Source organism: Rhodococcus sp. ACS1 (assembly GCF_002300155.1).
In the GTDB taxonomy this organism is placed as follows: domain Bacteria; phylum Actinomycetota; class Actinomycetes; order Mycobacteriales; family Mycobacteriaceae; genus Rhodococcus_F; species Rhodococcus_F koreensis.
Map to the genome: position 1 here is coordinate 41760 of NZ_NSDZ01000001.1, position 16900 is coordinate 58659.

At 62.0% G+C, this 16900-nt stretch carries 14 protein-coding genes and 1 pseudogene; 8 read left to right on the forward strand and 7 right to left on the reverse strand.

Annotated elements, in window-relative coordinates; translation table 11 throughout:
- Nucleotides 1-14: 14 nt before the first annotated feature.
- The 8 genes and pseudogenes from CJ179_RS00225 to CJ179_RS00260 all read left to right on the forward strand — a co-directional run bounded on the left by CJ179_RS00225 (nt 15) and on the right by CJ179_RS00260 (nt 8965).
- Nucleotides 15-1388, forward strand: coding sequence for an MFS transporter (locus tag CJ179_RS00225; RefSeq protein ID WP_095860311.1), 1374 nt, complete (start codon nt 15-17; stop codon nt 1386-1388).
- A 114-nt stretch (nt 1389-1502) separates the two neighbouring features.
- Entirely contained in the window at nt 1503-3038 is a 1536-nt protein-coding gene (locus CJ179_RS00230) for an aldehyde dehydrogenase (RefSeq protein ID WP_095860312.1), read from the forward strand.
- A 71-nt stretch (nt 3039-3109) separates the two neighbouring features.
- Nucleotides 3110-4744, forward strand: coding sequence for a GMC family oxidoreductase (locus CJ179_RS00235; protein ID WP_095860313.1), 1635 nt, complete (start codon nt 3110-3112; stop codon nt 4742-4744).
- Nucleotides 4745-4765: 21 nt separating this feature from the next.
- Nucleotides 4766-5209 (forward strand): hypothetical protein, encoded by a 444-nt coding sequence (locus CJ179_RS00240; RefSeq protein ID WP_095860314.1) that lies wholly within the window; start codon nt 4766-4768, stop codon nt 5207-5209.
- A gap of 774 nt (nt 5210-5983) precedes the next feature.
- Nucleotides 5984-7172, forward strand: a pseudogene (locus CJ179_RS00245) (MFS transporter).
- Nucleotides 7173-7292: 120 nt separating this feature from the next.
- Nucleotides 7293-7649, forward strand: a complete 357-nt coding sequence (locus tag CJ179_RS53925) for a transposase (protein WP_095860315.1) — start codon at nt 7293-7295, stop codon at nt 7647-7649.
- 21 nt (nt 7650-7670) lie between these two features.
- On the forward strand, nt 7671-7976 hold the full coding sequence (locus tag CJ179_RS00255; protein WP_257015361.1) for a transposase: 306 nt from the start codon (nt 7671-7673) through the stop codon (nt 7974-7976).
- Nucleotides 7977-8515: 539 nt separating this feature from the next.
- Nucleotides 8516-8965: a hypothetical protein gene (locus CJ179_RS00260; protein WP_257015194.1), complete on the forward strand. Its 450-nt coding sequence runs from the start codon at nt 8516-8518 to the stop codon at nt 8963-8965.
- A gap of 92 nt (nt 8966-9057) precedes the next feature.
- Here the strand turns inward: CJ179_RS00260 and CJ179_RS00265 are convergent, their stop codons facing one another.
- From CJ179_RS00265 to CJ179_RS00295, 7 genes are all read right to left on the reverse strand, one after another.
- The gene (locus tag CJ179_RS00265) at nt 9058-10479 is read right to left on the reverse strand and encodes an FAD-dependent oxidoreductase (RefSeq protein WP_095860317.1); all 1422 of its coding nucleotides are present in this window, start codon (nt 10477-10479) and stop codon (nt 9058-9060) included.
- Nucleotides 10479-11513, reverse strand: a complete 1035-nt coding sequence (gene gshB / locus CJ179_RS00270) for a glutathione synthase (RefSeq protein WP_257015195.1) — start codon at nt 11511-11513, stop codon at nt 10479-10481. Before gshB ends, CJ179_RS00265 begins: the two co-directional genes overlap by 1 nt.
- Before the next feature lie 141 nt (nt 11514-11654).
- Nucleotides 11655-13088 carry a non-phosphorylative glyceraldehyde 3-phosphate dehydrogenase TadD gene (gene tadD, locus CJ179_RS00275; protein WP_095860319.1) on the reverse strand — a complete coding sequence of 478 codons (1434 nt, stop codon included), beginning with the start codon at nt 13086-13088 and terminating at the stop codon, nt 11655-11657.
- Nucleotides 13085-13786, reverse strand: coding sequence for a glutathione S-transferase family protein (locus tag CJ179_RS00280; RefSeq protein ID WP_095860320.1), 702 nt, complete (start codon nt 13784-13786; stop codon nt 13085-13087). The genes tadD and CJ179_RS00280 overlap by 4 nt, the downstream gene beginning before the upstream one ends.
- Before the next feature lie 34 nt (nt 13787-13820).
- Entirely contained in the window at nt 13821-14537 is a 717-nt protein-coding gene (locus CJ179_RS00285; RefSeq protein WP_095860321.1) for a glutathione S-transferase C-terminal domain-containing protein, read from the reverse strand.
- Between the two features lie 58 nt (nt 14538-14595).
- Nucleotides 14596-15276, reverse strand: a complete 681-nt coding sequence (locus CJ179_RS00290) for an SDR family oxidoreductase (RefSeq protein ID WP_095860322.1) — start codon at nt 15274-15276, stop codon at nt 14596-14598.
- Between the two features lie 15 nt (nt 15277-15291).
- The gene (locus CJ179_RS00295) at nt 15292-16509 is read right to left on the reverse strand and encodes a CaiB/BaiF CoA-transferase family protein (RefSeq protein ID WP_257015198.1); all 1218 of its coding nucleotides are present in this window, start codon (nt 16507-16509) and stop codon (nt 15292-15294) included.
- Nucleotides 16510-16900: the final 391 nt, after the last annotated feature.

Sequence of the window (16900 nt, forward strand, 5' to 3'; positions counted from 1 at the left end):
AACGGGTTCTAGTTATGACGGATTCCCTCCGGCCTATCCCGTCGTCTCCCGAGACCGAGGCGGTCTACCGCAAAGTCACCCGCCGCCTGATTCCCTTTCTGTTCATCTGCTACGCCGCCGCCTACCTCGATCGAGTCAACGTGGGCTTCGCCAAGCTTCAGATGATGGACGACCTCCAGTTCAGCGATGCCGTGTACGGGCTCGGCGCCGGCATGTTCTTCGTGGGCTACATCCCGTTCGAGGTACCGAGCAACGTCATCATGGCCAAGGTCGGACCGAAGATCTGGATCGCCCGCATCATGATTACCTGGGCCCTGATCTCCGGGGCGATGGCCTTTGTCACCTCGCCTGAGATGTTCTACGTCCTACGGTTTCTGCTCGGCGTCGCCGAAGCGGGCTTCATCCCCGGGATTCTGTTCTATCTCACCCGTTGGTTCCCTGCGGTACGGCGGGGCAAGGTGTTCGCGCTCTTCCTTGCCGCCATTCCCGTCGCTTCCATCTTCGGGGGTCCGCTGTCCGGTTGGATTCTGGACTCCTTCGATGACGTCGGCGGATTCGGTGGCTGGCAATGGGTGTTCGTGATCGAAGCGGTTCCTTCGCTTCTGCTGGGTTTCGCCGTGCTCAAATGGCTCGACAACGACTACATCTCTGCCAAGTGGTTGACCGACAGGCAGAAGGATGTAGTCCGGCATGCCCTGTCCGACGATGCGCACGAGAACAACGCTGCTGCGCACACACGGCTCGGGGAAGTGTTGAAGAGTCCGAAAGTATGGCTGCTCAGCGGCGTCTACTTCTGCATCGCCATGGGTATCTACATCGTCAGCTTCTGGGTGCCCACCATCATCCATCGGTCCGGGGTGAGCGGCGGACTACAGATCGGTCTGCTCACGGCGCTTCCCTACCTGGCGGCAGTGGTTGCGATGGTGACAACAAGTTCGCACGCCGACAGGACCGGGGAACGCCGGTGGCACACCGCCCTGCCCTGTTGGGCCACGGCAATCGGACTGTTGATCACCGGCCTGGGAGCCCACAACACCGTGCTGGCAGTGGCAGGCCTGACCATCGCTGCAGCCGGGGCATCGACGGCGCAAGCCGCGTTCTGGAGTCTTCCCTCCGCGTTCCTCGCCGGCGTAGGCGCCGCAGCCGGTATCGCCCTGATCAACTCCGTAGGCAACATAGCCGGCACAGTCAGCACGTCGGTTGTCGGATGGCTCGCCGTCCTGACCGGGAGCACCACGACCAGTCTGTACGCATGTGCAGTCATTCTGGTTCTCGGCGGCGCACTGGTACTGCGCATCTCATCAACGCTCGTCAACGACCACCGCTCTGCCACGACGACACGCCCGGCCAGTGGCGACAGCCCCACCGTGTCTACGGCTACGTCGTAGCAGGCGCTCTCCGCTACGTCAGCAGTTCGGATACCGGACGGCAGCATCGTTGGATTTGCTGCAGCAGGCCTCGCGCGACCAAAAACCAAATCACACATTGAAGGGAGTTGGGGCATGACATCGTCATCGCTACTGACCACAACATCACTCCGAATTGACAAGCAGAATCGTCGCATCAGCGGCGGTGCCCTCTACATCGGTGGCCAGGCCCGAGAAGCCGCGTCCGGCAGAACCCTGGACGTGACTGATCCCAGCACCGGACAGCTGATCGGAACGATTCCGCGCGGGTCGGTGGCCGATGTCAACGATGCCGTCAGCGCCGCCCGATCTGCAGCTACTGAATGGCAGGAAACGGATGTCCTGACCCGCTGCAGCCTTCTGCGAAAACTCAGCGAACTCGTCAAGGAAAATGCCGACGAACTGGCGTGGCTCGAAGCAATCGACAGCGGCCACTATCTCAGCAAGGCACACGATCTCATCGGCGCAGTGTCGTTGTGGCTCGACTATCACGCCGGCCTCGCACCGACCGTCGGGGGGCGGACAATCCCTCTTCCCGGGAACCGTCTGAGCATGACCGTTGTCGAACCGCTCGGTGTCACCGCCCACATCGTCCCCTGGAACTACCCTCTGGTCATACTGGTGCGCTCCGTCGCACCCGCATTGGCTCTGGGAAACACCGCTGTGGTCAAGCCCGCAGAAGACACCTCACTCGCCTCCCTACGTTTCGCAGAGTTGGTTCATGAAGCGGGATTTCCCGCAGGTGTCTTCAACATGGTCACAGGTCTTGGCTCCGATGTTGGCGCCGCGCTGGCAGCCCACCCCGACGTCGCCGGCATCACGTTCACCGGGTCCGTCGAAACCGGAAAGAAGGTCGCCCATCTCGCGGCCGATCACATGGCACAGGTCAACCTCGAGCTCGGCGGCAAGAGTCCGAACATCGTCTTCCCGGATGCCGATCTCGATGACGCAGTCGAGGGCACGATCCAGGCTTTCTGCTCACACGCAGGACAAGTCTGCGTAGCTGGCTCCCGTCTGTACTTGCACGAGGACATCAAAGAACCATTCCTCGCGAAGCTGGCAGAACGTCTCGGCACCATCCATATCGGCGATGTTCTCGATCCCGAAACCCAGATGGGCCCGCTCGTTTCCCGCAGACAATTCGACAGAGTGCGCGAGTACATCGACATCGGGAAATCTGAAGGCAAACTCCTGTACGGCGGAGGGATCCCGAACGGCACCGACCCGGGCGGATTCTTCGTCGAGCCCACCGTGATCGACGACGTCAATGGCAACGACAGGATCGTCCGCGAAGAAGTGTTCGGTCCCGTGCTTTCTGTACTGACCTGGGCCAACCACGACGACCTGATCCGACAGGCAAACGATTCCGAATTCGGCCTCTTTGCCTGCATCTGGACCCGCGACATCAAGCGGGGACTCTCGACCGCACGAAGGCTGCAAGCCGGCGGTGTCATGGTCAATGATTGGCAGGCAGAATCGCCGCTTGCTCCCCACGGCGGCTACAAGAGCAGCGGAATCGGCCGAGAGAACGGCCTCGAAGCAGTTGCCAGCTATACCCAGGTAAAACACATTTCCATCGGCCTCGACGAGTCGCTGCGAGCCACCTCCGACTGGGCAGACGCCCCGCTGTAGACCCGGCACGACAGCCGAGAGAAAGACCGTCGCATCACATCCTCCGAAGCTCGCGGAGAAGGAGCGTTCCCATGTCAGAGTCAGAACACACCAACACCACCTATGACGTGCTAATCGTCGGTGCCGGCCCCAGCGGCGCCGTCGCCGCAAAGCGATTCGCCGAAGAGGGCTTCACTGTCATCTGCTTGGAACAAGGAGAGTTCCCGGACTACACGAAGATCAAGAGTTCGACCGACGAATTCGAGCTCGCCAAGGATCGGCACTTCAGCTGGTACCCGAACCGGCGCAACGCCCCCTCCGACTATCCGATTAATGACGACGAATCCGATGTCGCCCCCCTGATGTGGAACGGGGTCGGCGGCAGCTCGATTCTCTACGCCGCGGCATGGCACAGGTTCAAGCCAAGCGATTTCCGTGTCCGAACCCTGGACGGCGTGGCAGATGACTGGCCGTTCGATTACAACGAACTTGCACCGTATTACAGCCGCGTAGAACGTGACTTTTCCGTGTCCGGAGTGCCCGGCGACCCCGCGTACCCCTATTTTGAACCGCCGCTCCCACCCTTCCCACTCGGAGAAATGGAACGACGATTTGCCGCCGCCCACGACCGCCTGGGGTGGCACTGGTGGCAAGGTACGAACGCCATCGCCTCCGTCAAGCACAACAATCTCCTTCCATGCGTCCGGCGTGGAAGCTGCCTGTGGGGATGCTTCGACGGCGCCAAGGCATCGGTCGATCGAACCCACTGGCCGGTCGCTGTCTCCAGGGGCGCAAAACTGGTCACGAACGCGCGCGTCCAGCGAATCGAAACCGACTCGACCGGACTGGCGACAGGTGCGACTTATGTCGACCGCACCACGGGCCAGACACATTTCCAGCCCGCACGCACCGTCTTCATTGGAGCAAACGGCATCGGAACACCGAGATTGCTGCTCAACTCGGCGTCACCCGCGCATCCGGATGGACTGGCAAATTCGTCCGGCATGGTCGGCAAACGCCTGATGATGCACCCGTACAGCGTGGTGGTAGGGCTCTTCGATGACTTCTTCGAAGGATGGCAGGGCCCCTACGGACAGCGGGCATACTCCCTGCAGTTCCAAGAAACCCACCCCGACCGCGACTTCGTTCGCGGCGCAAAATGGCAGCTGATGGGCACCGGAGGTCCCCTCGCTGCGACAGGAACCTGGCCGTTCAACGGAATCACCTGGGGCGAAGGCATCCACAAGGAAGTGAGTCGTCGCTTCGGGCATTCAGCAGAATGGTCGATCATCGCCGAGGACCTTCCCAACGAAAGCAACACCGTCACATTGGACCCCACGTTGACCGACTTTGATGGCCTCCCCGCACCGCAACTGCGCTATCGCGCCTCCGAAAACACGATGAAGCTCCTCACGTTCAACCAGAAGCAAGCAGAAATCTCCATGAAGGAAGCCGGCGCATACGAAACGATCGTCGCGTCGGTGGTACGCGAAACCGGATGGCATCTCCTCGGGACAGCCACCATGGGTACTGATCCGACGCGATCCGTCGTCGACGGGTACGGCCGCGCCCATGACGTCAAGAATCTATTCATCGTCGACGGCAGTGTCATGCCGACATCGGGCTGCGTCAATCCCACCGGCACCGTCGCAGCCCTCTCCCTCAGGACCACCGAGCAGGCAATACACGCTGCTCGAGACCAGCAGGTCTCAATTGCAGTGCGCTGAAACTAGGACGAAGGATCAGGCATGAATGACTACAATTCGATTGCAACGCAGCTGGAATGGGTATGCGATGCCGTGATTCCGGCGGACGAGGCGTTGGGGATGCCCGCCGCCTCGGAACTCCGCTTACCTTCAGACCTTCTGCCTCGTGCACTCGATATCCGAGATGATCAACGGCACCGCTTTATCGAGATTGTCAGCACCCTCCCGACCTCAAAGCCTTCGGATCCGCTGGGCACCCTCTCAACCCTCCCGGCGGGGGACTTCGCGTTGCTCACACACTTGATCGCGGGCGCGTACTACCTCAGTGCGGACGTGAATGCCAAGCTGGGATACACCGGGCAAGAAGCAATGTCCTATGACCCGGACTACGAGGAGATCGATGAGATCGCCAATCGAGTGATTGCTCGAGGACCGGTGCACATCGATCCCGACACTGCAAGTCTAGCGACCGGAGGTAAGTCATGACGTAGGTCACGGCAAAGCGGACCGGGCCGCAGCCGCAGGTGGAGGAATCGCCGAATCACTGGAGTATCAATGCGCACAATCGATTTCTGTCTGGCAGGAATTACTCCGGCCGGCATACGGGCAGCATCCCGGTTGCGATAGGGCACGCGTCGTTCCACATGACGTGCCTCGTTCGTCGCTCTCCCTTCGCTGCCGTGCTCGGGTCAGCCTTGTCTGGCCCGGCATTCGACAAGGGGGACGTGTCATCTTCCCAGTTCACGGCACATTTTAAGTCGAGTTACCAGTAGGCGGCGCCGGCCGTGATCTTGTGCGCGCAGCGGGTCGACGGCCACGGACTCGATGGCGTGCCCGTCCGGTGCGGGTTCCCGTCGATGTCGAGGCGGTAAAGCATCCCGGGATATACCTCCTGCCAAAGCGCACTCGGCTCACGCGGCTATACGGCCGCCGTCGAATACGGCGCGGCCTCATCCTCGACGACGCCATCGACGGTATCCACTGGGTTAGTAGACGAGGGTGAGCGCAGCCATCCTCGCAAAACGCTTCTACCAGGAGTGACGACACGCCCTCTCAACGAGAGTGCCCCGCACCGGCATCGATGCGGGGCACTCGACTCAGAGAGGACAGCGGAGGCTGCTGTCGGCTATCCGCGTGACAGTCCGGGCTGGGTCTGGATCTGCCCAGGGCCGCCCGTCAATCCGCCGGCCTTGCCCACCGTCCATTCACCGCAGCATCAACTACCTCGACCGCTCCAGCCTGGCCGTCACCCTGCCCTTCATGGGCGAGGACTTCCACCTCACCGCCACCCAGCAGGGCCTGATCTTCGCGGCCTTCTTCTGGGCCTACGACGTCTGCCAGCTCGCCGCCGGCTGGTACGTCGACAAGGTCGGCCCCCGTAGATCGTTCACCATCGCCTCCCTGTGGTGGTCGGTCTGCACCATGGCCACCGCCCTCGCCCAGGGTTTCGCCTCCCTGTTCGCGGTCCGTTTCCTGCTCGGTGTCGGCGAAAGCCCCGCCCCGAGCACCTCCGCCAAGGTCGTCGCCACCTGGTTCCCGAAGAGCGAACGCACCTTCGCGACAAGCATCTGGGACTCCGGCTCCCGCGTCGGCGCCGTGATCGCGCTACCGATCGTCGCGCTCATCATCTCGATCACCACCTGGCACGGCGTATTCATCGTCATCGGCGCACTCGGTGTCGTCTGGGCCCTCGCCTGGCGGAAGATCTACCGCAACCCACAACAGCACCCCCGCGTCGACGCCGCCGAACGCGCGCACATCGAAGACGGGGGCGCCCGCACCGCGAGCAACGACGACGCCGCAGCCGCGAAGCTGCCCTGGCGGTCGCAATTTCCGCTACCGCACCGTCTCGAGCATGATGTTCGGCTTCTTCTGCCTGAACAGCGCGATCTACTTCTTCATCACCTTCTTCCCCAGCTACCTCGTCAGCGAACGAGGATTCGACCTCCTCAAGCTCGGCATGTTCGGCGCCCTCCCCGGCGTGTGCGCCGTCGCGTGCGGCTGGCTCGGCGGTCTCGCCGCCGACCGGGCGGTGCGCCGCGGGCACTCGATCACCCGAGTCCGCAAGACCCAGATCGCCGGCGGCCTGACCGGCGGCTCCGTGATCATGTTCGCCGCCGTCGTCCCCGAGGCGTGGATGGCGTTGGCGCTCTTGTCACTTGCCTACTCCAGCCTGACCATCGCCGCCACCGGCATCTGGTCCCTACCCGCAGACATCGCACCGAGCTCCAACCACGTCGGATCGATCGGCGGAATCCAGAACTTCGCCTCCAACCTCGCCGGCATCTTCACCCCCGTCGTCATCGGCGTCCTCGTGGATCGGACCGGCTCCTACATCGCACCACTCGCGGTCATCGGTGCCGTGGCACTGCTGGGTGCGGCCAACTACCTGTGCGTCATGGGCAAAGTGGAACCACTGAAGGTCCCAGCCGTCACCGCGGCATCCTGATCCACGGGACGACACCCGGTTCGCCGGCATCCTCTACAGCCCAAGTTCCCCGGCCGACAGGCCGGGGGACTTGTCTTTCTTCGTTGACACCACTAAACGTCAACGGAAGTCAGCTAACCGATCTCCTGCACGGACTCGGCCCCGGTACCTTCGGCTGGTCGCCCGCCCATTCACTCGCGCCGCCGGATCGTGGACGCGATCTTCTATGTCAACCGCACCGGCTGTTCCTGGCGCCAGTTGCCGCATGATTTTCCGAAGTGGGAGACGGTGTACTGGTACTTCAGTGTGTGGAACGAGTCTGGGGTGACTGACCGGATACCCGGCGCACTGCGGGCCGGGTGCGCGATCGCGGTGGTCGGGATCCGATGGCTTCGGCGGGTATGGTCGACGCCCAGGCGGTCAAGGGTACCGTCGGCACGGACACGCGCGGTTGGGACGGCGCGAAACGAGTCAATGGGCGCAAAAGGCACTTGGTGACCGACACTCGGCCTACTCGTGGTGGTGTTGGTGACGGCGGGGAGTGTGCAGGACCGTGACGGCGGACGCCGGGTACTGCCGCGGGCGAAGACCGTGATGCCGTCGATGGTCGTGCTGTGGGCCGACGGCGGCTACGCCGGGAAGCTGGTCGCCTGGATCGACACGCACTGCCGCATCGCACTGGATATCGTTCGGAAACCCAAAGGGCAGCGTAGGTTTGCTGAACTACCGCACCGCTGGGTGATCGAACAATCGCTGCCGTGGCTGGTGCGCTGTCGCCGCCTCGACCACGACTATGAGCGCCTCCCCGCCCACGCGGAGGCGTGAGAAGCACTTATGTTCAGGCGGGTGCATGTACGGCAGCCGCCGCCCACATGCCCCTCTCCACCGATGCGAACTCGCCCACTCTCGACTTTCCTTTGCCCGTCATCCTTCCCCGCTCGGTGCAGGCAGGCCAGGGCGGTACGGCCGAGGCTGCCGACCCAGCCGGAAGATAGCCACCCGCTGCTCCGACCGCCATGGCCACCGGTTCCTGCGCTCTGTCCGGAGTGACCCGCAGCGTTGGCCCCTCCCCTCCTGCTGGACGATGCTCCGCCTTCGACTGCGTCAGTCTGCCCAGCACCAGCCCTTCAGAGCCGGGTAATGCCCCTCCGAGCAAACAACTGAGGCGCGACGGCGTGCGCGGTCAGGCAGCGCCGATCCCACGCACCGTTGTGGACTGAATTCAGTAACTCCAGCGTCTGCGGAGTGCCGGTGTTCGGAGTTGATACGCATCGCCACGACCACGTATCCAGCCTCGAAAAGCGCGGCTGTACCGCCACATCGCCGGTAGAATTTACTGAGATTGGCGGCTAGTCACACCAGACATGGAGGACGACACGGTGGCCCATGGTCAACTGAGCATTGGTGTGCCGAGGAAGGTTGCCGAGGACCTCTACAGGATTGGCTTCGATCAACCTGTCGAGAGCTCACGTGACGCGGCACAAACCCTGGAGTCGATTCGCGTCTATGTGGAGGTCTCCGGTGCCGTGATCTCGTCACTGGAGAGCTTTTCCACCGTCCTGGTCAGCCTCGGCGAGTTGCCCGATCTGTGTAGCGCGATCGCGGGCTGGGTCAAACGGGGAGGTGCGCAGGGCAGCTCGGGGTCTACGGAATCTGACGAGGACGGGCCGCATTTCAGTGTGACGCTGTCGAAGCCCTCCGCGGCGAGCGTGTCGGGTCGGGTGGAGTTTGACAAAGTCACGTCAACTTCGGAGCATGAGTTCGTCACTCATTTGCTTGGGGCTCTCCGCAAGCATGTTGCCGAGGAAAGCTAAAGGGACGCGCGTCGCCACGAGAACGCATTCGACGCATTGCGGTGCGCACCCTCTTCGCATGGTGAAACGCTCCAACAACCGGGACGGGTTGTTTAGAGCCTGTCTGCCAACCTTCTGGCGGCGAGCTGAACGGCTTCCCACACGGTTGCGAATGGGGGCGCGTACGACAGATCCATGGCTGCGAGGTCGTCGACAGTCATCTGCCCCCATAGCACTGCGGCCGCGGTATCAATGCGTTTGGCAGAATTCTGGCCTCCGACGATCTGCACACCAAGAAGTCGTCGGCTCCTCCGGTCTGCGATGATCTTGGTTGCGATTGGCGACCGCTCCGGCATGTATCCGCTGGCGGTTCCACCCACTGTGACAAGCGATTCTGGGCTGAATCCGGCGTCAATTGCAGCGTCGGTAGAGAGCCCGGCCCGTCCCACTTCCACGTGCACATTTGGATTGGTGAATCTGGTTATGGCTGTCGACAACACACCAGCAAACTGTTGTTTGCCGCCGACGACGTTGTATCCGCAGATTCTGCCTTGTTTGTTCGCGTGCGTGCCAAGGGGAGCGAACGTACGGGTGCCCGTGATCCTGTCGATGACCTCGCAGCAATCGCCCGCGGCCCAGACATTTTCAGCCACTGCTTGATTCTCATCGGGGAGGTATCCGCCAAAGTCTCCGACTGGGAGGCCGGCGGCGACTCCAAGCTCAGTGGCGGGCCTGACACCGAGTCCGAGTACCACGACATCTGCAAGGTATGTTTCACCGTTGCTTGCCGTCAGTGAGTGAACTCTTCCATCAACGACGTCGATGCTCTCGACCGTGCACTGCGGGACGACGCGAACACCACCTTCGGCGATGGCGGTGTGGACGCGTGCGCTCATGTCCTCGTCGAGGTTACTCATCACCGAACTGCGGGTGATCAGCGTAGTCTCGAACCCTCGATCGACCATTGCTTCCGCCATCTCGACGCCGATGTAGCCGGCACCAACGACTACCGCATGTCGCGTGGTCGTGATGGAGTCGGAATCAGACGATTCTTCTGGCAGTACAAGTGTGAGCCACTGACGCGCATCCTCGAGGTTCTTCACGGGGAGGATACCCGGTGTTAGATCGCCTTTGTCGTCAACCGCCCACTGTGGAATAACGGGGTGCGCTCCAGTTGCGAGCACGAGTTTGTCAAACTCCACTGTTTCACATACGCCGACGCTATTTTCATATGTGGCGGTGCGAGTTTCGATGTTGATGCCGGTCACTAACGCTTCGAGGCGAAGATCTATGCCCATTTCTCGGTGGCGTTCGGGCGTGCGTGCGATCAGTTCGTCTTCGTGGGCTACCGTTCCCGAGATCAGATAGGGCATTCCGCATGCCGAGTAAGAGGTGTCGCGGGTCCTTTCCAACACGACTACCTCGATCGTGCGACCGTCGGCGCGTGCCGAACGTAGAGCTTGGTGCGCGGCGCTCATGCCAGCGGCGTCGGCACCGACGACGACGACACGTTCGGCGTGTTCTGTGATTGTCATCAGCGAACCTCTGCGTTCGCACACAGCGCTGCCACCCACGATATGGTGCTGGTCGCGAGATGTGTCCCGCTGAGTGCGTCGATTTCGCGAATTCCCGTGGGGCTGGTTACATTCACTTCGGTGAGCCTATCTCCGATGATGTCGATTCCGACGAAATGGAGCCCGCGTTTGACGAGCTCCGGACCGATGGTTTTGCAGATCCTGCGATCGTTCTCTGTGACTGTGTCGATTTCCACGCTCGCGCCCGTTGCCATGTTGCAGCGGAATTCGTCGCCCTCCGCGATCCGCCGGACAGCACCGACTGGGGTTCCACCGAGAACGATGACGCGTCGGTCCCCGGCCGTGACCGCGGGGATGTATTGCTGAACAACGACGTGTTTGGTTCCACGCTCGGTAGCGGTGTCGAGGATCGAGTGCAGATTGGGGTCGCCAGGGCTGAGCAGCATGATCCCGCGTCCGGCCATACCGTCCGTTGGTTTGAGAACGGCCCTTCCCCAGGACTGTACCGCGTCGATGATCTCGGTCTGATCTGCGGAGATGAGCGTCGGCGGGCCGAGCTCGGGAAAGCGAAGAGCAAAAAGCTTTTCGTTTGCGTCCCGCAGACCGCTGGGTGAGTTCAGCATGAGCGTACACGCGGGATCGACCAGGTCGAGGATATATGTCGCCCGCAGGTAGTCGGCATCCACCGGAGGGTCGGTCCTCATGAATATCGCTGCCGCAGTGTCGAGAAAGATCTGCTCGGATTCGGTCGCGACGAACCAATTCTTTCCGACGACCCACTTGCCGTCGATCAGCGCTGCAGGCTGCAGCGTGACGTCGCGGGTCTGCGCCGTTGCCCGCCCGGCAGTCACGCCCAATTCGGCGATGGTGGTCACCAGGACGCGATGTCCTAGCGCCTGAGCTGCTTCCATCAGTGCCACTGTGGTGTCGTGGGCGGGGGCCAGCTCACTGAGCGGATCGGTAATGAACACGAACGTGAACCGTGAACTGACCGTATCGGTAGTCGCTCTTGAAGGGATGACTTGTTGCCTCATGGGTCCGTCCTGTTTTGGGCGCGTCGGCGGCCGTGCGTACGATCGTTCGATGCACGGGTGTGGGGAGCTGTCGGCCCGCGCTAGGTAAGACGCGCTCGTTACTGGAATGTTGCGACGAGCCGACCTCTCCATTCGTGCATGTCAGCGCTTAACCCGGAGCACCCTGAAATTGGTGTATTCGAGGATCCCGTGGACGGACTGTTCAACACCCAATCCGGACTGCTTGATTCCGCCGAATGGGACGTCTGATGTCAGCACTGGATGCTGATTAACCCACGCAGTTCCGGCTTCCAGGCGATTCGCTACTTGCACTGCGCGTTGTTCGTCCGTGGACCACACCGAGGCGCCGAGACCGAGATCCGAATTGTTGGCGCGCTCGACGGCGTCGTCGATGTCGGTATAGGTCAGGATCGGCAGAACCGGTCCGAACTGCTCTTCCCTGACCAGCGGAGTCGTGTCGTCGACACCGCGGACAAGAGTAACGGGATGGAAGTATCCTGGCCCGTCCGGGATTTCGCCACGGAAGTAAACATCGGCGCCGCGGTGCACCGCATCGTCGACATAGCCTCGGACCTTTTCCAGCTGCGCCAGGTTCTGGATTGGTCCCATGTCGACGCCCTCGTCAAGTCCGTTGCCGACGACGATCGTCTTGGCCACTTCAGTGAGAGCCTCCTCGATCGCGGGCGCGAGGTGGACAGGGACGTAGAGGCGTTTGAGACCGGCGCAGACGGCACCACAGTTGGACAGCGCCGCCCAATAGAGGTCGTCGGCCATGGCCGCAACGTCCACGTCGTCGAGAACGATACCCGCGTCGTTGCCTCCCAATTCCAGGGTCAGTCTCTTCAACGTCGGACCCGCGCCGGACATGATCGATTTGCCTGCCCGCTCCGAGCCCGTGAAGGTGATCTTGTTGATCCCCGGATGGGCGGTCATTGCGCGCCCCAGGTCGTCCCCACCACTCAGAATTTGGAGAACACCGGCGGGAAGCGCCTGTTGGAGTAGTTCACCGAGACGGAGGGTGGCCACCGGGGTCAGTGGGGAGGGCTTGAGGATGATGGTGTTTCCGGTGACCAGCGCCGGCCCGATCTTCCATAGCGCCAGTAACAATGGGTAGTTCCAGGCGGTGATCGCACCGACTACACCGACTGGCTCGCGATGGATCTCGATGTACTCGTCGTCGTTGTCCCGAAAGATCTCGACCGGGATGTCGGTACTTGCGTACCGAGTGAGGCCTCGGAGCCCGGAATCAATCTCGCCGGCAGCCTTGGCTAAGGGCTTGCCCTGTTCCAGCGTCACCAGCATGGCGAGTTCGTCGATATTCGTGCGAACTAGCTCGACAACGTTCCGAACGATTTCCTGTCGCGCTGCTATGCCCATGTCACGCCAGCTGGGGGCTGCCCGTCTTGCGGCATCCACAGCAGCGTCAAGATGCTCGGCGCCAGCGTCGGGGACTTCAGCGAAGACTTCGCCGGTCGCGGGGTTGATCACCCTGTTGACGGCCGAGGTTGTCACGATCTGTCCATCGATGGTGAGACCGGGTGTTTTGTCGGCCACCAGGGCTGGGGAGTTGCTCATGCCGGGGATCCTTCGGGTCGGAACAGACGTTGGAACTGTTCTGCGTTGTAGATGTTCTTTCGCGCCGCTTCTTCGCGTGGGTCGGAGATCTTCACCTTCGCGGCCGGGCGCGCTGCGATTCGGTCCGACCACGCCTTCATATTCGGATAGTCCGAGACCGTAATTCCGTGCCCACCGGCAACTCTGGTCCAGGTGTAGGTTGAGATGTCGGCTATCGAGTACTCGCCGGCCAGATAGTCGCGATCACGGAGCCGGTCGTCGAGAATCTTGTACAGGCGTGCTACCTCACCGACGTATCGGCTGCGGGCGTAGGGGTTGTCGATCCCCTGTTTGGGTGCGTGGGAGACGAAGTGGGCGGCCTGTCCTGCCATCGGGCCATGGTTCGCCACCTGCCAGAACAGCCAGCAGAGCGCCTCCTGGCGGCCGCGGGGATCTGTGGGCAGCAATCGTCCGGTCTTTTCGGCAAGATACTGCAGAATGGCCCCCGTCTCGAAGATCGTGATTGGCTCGCCTCCGGGGCCATCGTGATCGACGATCGCCGGGACCTTGCCGTTCGGATTGATTTCGAGATACTTGGGGGCGAATTGATCCCCTTCCTTGATGTCGGTCCAGATGATCTGGTATTCGAGCGAAAGCTCTTCGAGTGCAATGAGCACTTTTCGCACGTTCGGGCTTGTGTAGTAGTAGAGGTCAATCATCGACGATGCTCCAAGAAGGTCGGTTACCGGCGGGTCAGATGTCGTACTGCTTGCGGATGCGTTCCAGGTACGCCATCAGGTTCGGTTTGGTCTGGACGTACCCGGCGCCCAGCCAGTCCTGTGGTTGGTCGGCGATGTGCCGGATGATCGAGTACACGGTTGCGTCGATGGAACGCAGTTCGCTTCCGAGGAAGTACTCGCTGTCTCCGAGGAAATCCGAGAGAGCATCGACATCTGCACGGAAGAAGTCGACGACTACTTCAACCTTCCGTCGTCCCATTCCCTGGCCATTGAAGCCCTCGACGACCCGGACACGGAATGCGTCCAGGAATGCCCGCAGCTCCGGGGTCACTTCGCCGCCGCCGACGATGCAGGGGATGTACGTCTCCCAGCCCGAATCTTCGCGGTAGCGCGGCTGGATGATTCCGCTCCAGTAAAGGTGCTCTTCGACCAATCGGCTGAACGACAGGGACAACGCCCGGTCTTTGGCAGACAGGTCAGCGTCAAGCTTGTCGCCGTACTTGTCTTTCAGGTAGGCGATGATCGTGTTGGAGTCGCCGACTTTGGTTCCGTCCTCGTCGACGATGTACGGCAGTTTGCCGTGGGGCGAGTCCTGGTCGAGCGTTGCCAGGTCCTGCGTCTTGTGTTCGAACTCGACACCCGTGAACGTCATGTAGTTGACTACCTTGGTGACGTAGGGGCTGATGTCCGGAACACCGAAGGCTGGTGTGTATCCGTAAATGGTGATCATTGCGACTTTGGATTCCTAGTCTTGGGAGTCAGGGTGCCCGGCGGTCCGCAGAGGCGGTCTACCACTGCAAGAAAGTGCCATTCGAATGCTGGAACCGGCCCGAGTTCTCGGGGGTGAGGTTGTCGATGTTCTTGATCAGTCCGGCGGCGGCCTGTTCCGGGGTGATGTAGGTGTGCTCGCCGGGGAAGTCCTTGGTCAGGTCGGTGGCGACCATGCCCGGATGGAGCATGAGCACGCTGATCCCGTTCTTGGACAGGTCGTGGTGCAGGTTCTGTCCGGCCATGTTGGCGGCGGCCTTGGAGATCCGGTAGCTGTACATGCCACCGGAGGTGTTGTCTCCGAGGGATCCGACCCGGCTGGTGACGATGCCGACCTTCGCGCCCTCGTTGAGCAACGGACGCACTGCTTCGATCGTGCGCAGCGGTCCGAGGGTGTTGATCTCGATCTGTTTGCGGACCAGGTCGTAGTCGATCGCGCCCAGTTCGTCGAGCCACATCACCCCGGCGACATGGATCAGGGCGTCCAGTTTGGTACCCGCTGCGGAGAGCCGTGACGCGAGGGCCTCGACCGATTCCTGCGATGTGACATCGATGTTCGGTTCGACGGTGATGCCGTCGGCGGTGAGGTCGGCGCCGTCGAACAGGCAGGCGGCGATGACGTTATCGCCGCGCTCGTGCAACTGGCGGGTAATCGAGTGCGCGATGCCCTTGTCGGCACCGACGACCAATACTGTGGACACTGTCCAAACTTCCTTTCAGGCGAGGACGCCGGTGGTGGCGTCCTGCTCGGTTCCGATGATCTTCTGTGCAGCGAGCGAGGCGATTTCGTCGTTGCTGTAGCCGATTTCTGCGAGGATCTCGGCGTTGTGCTGGCCGAGTAGCGGCGCACCCCTGGGTGCATCCGGGACGGTGCCCAGGAACCGGGCCGCCACTCGCGCCTGCCGCAGACGCCCGGCTGCGGGGTGCTCGGATTCGACGATGATCTCGGCGGCCTTGACCTGCGGGTGTTCGATGACCTCTGCCCGCGTGAGGATCGGCGCGGCCGGTACGTCGAACTCGTCGAGCAGCGCCAACCACTCGGCAGAGCTCTTGTCCAGCAGCACAGATTGGATGAGTTCCAAACGCTCATTGATGTGCTTCGACCGTCCCACCGGGGTGGAGAATCGCTCGTCCTCGATCCACTCGGGGTGGCCGAGTGCCTTGCACATGCTCTGCCACTCGCCGTTGCTGTTCGTGGCGACGGTGATGTAGCCGTCCGCGGTCTGGTAGATCAGGTCGATGAAGCTGCCGCCCTGCGACAGCGGCACGGGCTGGTCCGGGAATGTGTAGGCGCCCATGTCCGATGCCCACAGGAACGACAGCACCGCCTCGAGCATCGACAGGCGGATGTGCTGTCCCTCCCCGGTGCGTTCGCGGGCGAATAGTGCCGCCGAAAGTGCTTGGGAGGCAACAATGGCGCTGAGTTTGTCGGGGAGGATGGTGCGGATCAGGCGGGGTCGTTCCTCGTCGGATCCGGCCTGGACGGTGGTCAGGCCGGTCAGGGCCTGGATCAGCGAATCGTAGACCCGCTGGCCGGAGGCGGGGCCGCGTTCACCGAATCCGCTCATCGAGAGATAGATGAGTTTCGAGTTGAGCGGGGCGAGGTCGTCGTATCCGATGCCGAGGCGCTCGACGACGCCCGGCCGGAAGTTCTGCACCACGACATCCGCCGTGGAAACCAGTTTCTTCAGCACCGCAACGCCTTCCGGCGTCTTCAGGTCGAGGGTCAGGGACCGCTTCGACCTGTTGACGTTGACGAACATCGCCGACATGTCGCCGGAACGATTAGGCAGGGAGCGCACGTGATCGCCCTTGCCGGGCACCTCCACCTTGACGACGTCCGCGCCCTGGTCGCCGAGGATGTCCGTGGCCCAGGGGCCCGACATCATCGAACACAGGTCGACGATCTTGATTCCGGTCATGGGGCCGCTCATGAAGGGCGCCTTTCTGTCGAGAGAAGTACTTCGGGGGTTCGCGTGGCCAACAGCCAGATCTCGTTGCTCAGTGTGGCCTGCCTCACGCATAGTATTGAGCTTTCTTTCACGAGTCAATTGTTTGTTACAGATTGTTTTCATAAGTGAATAGATGTGTGTGCATCTATCTGCCGTTCTTTCGCAGGATCGCCTGCGTGGAGGTGCCGGAGGTGATCACTCACCCGAGTTGGTCGTCAGGCCGAATGCCGACGGCGAGCTGGAGAACGCGTCGCAATCACGGCGCCGGGGGCATGCACCGATCGAGGCGACGGGATCCGCGGAAGAGGTCTCGGGACAGCGCACACTCGTGGCCGCGGTATGGAGGCCACAAGGAAGTTCCAAATCCGCGTCC

Coding starts and splice junctions, on each gene's coding strand:
- CJ179_RS00225 (WP_095860311.1), top strand. CDS start 15: ATGACGGATTCCCTCCGGCCTATCCCGTCGTCTCCCGAGACCGAGGCG.
- CJ179_RS00230 (WP_095860312.1), top strand. CDS start 1,503: ATGACATCGTCATCGCTACTGACCACAACATCACTCCGAATTGACAAG.
- CJ179_RS00235 (WP_095860313.1), top strand. CDS start 3,110: ATGTCAGAGTCAGAACACACCAACACCACCTATGACGTGCTAATCGTC.
- CJ179_RS00240 (WP_095860314.1), top strand. CDS start 4,766: ATGAATGACTACAATTCGATTGCAACGCAGCTGGAATGGGTATGCGAT.
- CJ179_RS00260 (WP_257015194.1), top strand. CDS start 8,516: ATGGAGGACGACACGGTGGCCCATGGTCAACTGAGCATTGGTGTGCCG.
- CJ179_RS00265 (WP_095860317.1), bottom strand. CDS start 10,479: ATGACAATCACAGAACACGCCGAACGTGTCGTCGTCGTCGGTGCCGAC.
- gshB (WP_257015195.1), bottom strand. CDS start 11,513: ATGAGGCAACAAGTCATCCCTTCAAGAGCGACTACCGATACGGTCAGT.
- tadD (WP_095860319.1), bottom strand. CDS start 13,088: ATGAGCAACTCCCCAGCCCTGGTGGCCGACAAAACACCCGGTCTCACC.
- CJ179_RS00280 (WP_095860320.1), bottom strand. CDS start 13,786: ATGATTGACCTCTACTACTACACAAGCCCGAACGTGCGAAAAGTGCTC.
- CJ179_RS00285 (WP_095860321.1), bottom strand. CDS start 14,537: ATGATCACCATTTACGGATACACACCAGCCTTCGGTGTTCCGGACATC.
- CJ179_RS00295 (WP_257015198.1), bottom strand. CDS start 16,509: ATGAGCGGCCCCATGACCGGAATCAAGATCGTCGACCTGTGTTCGATG.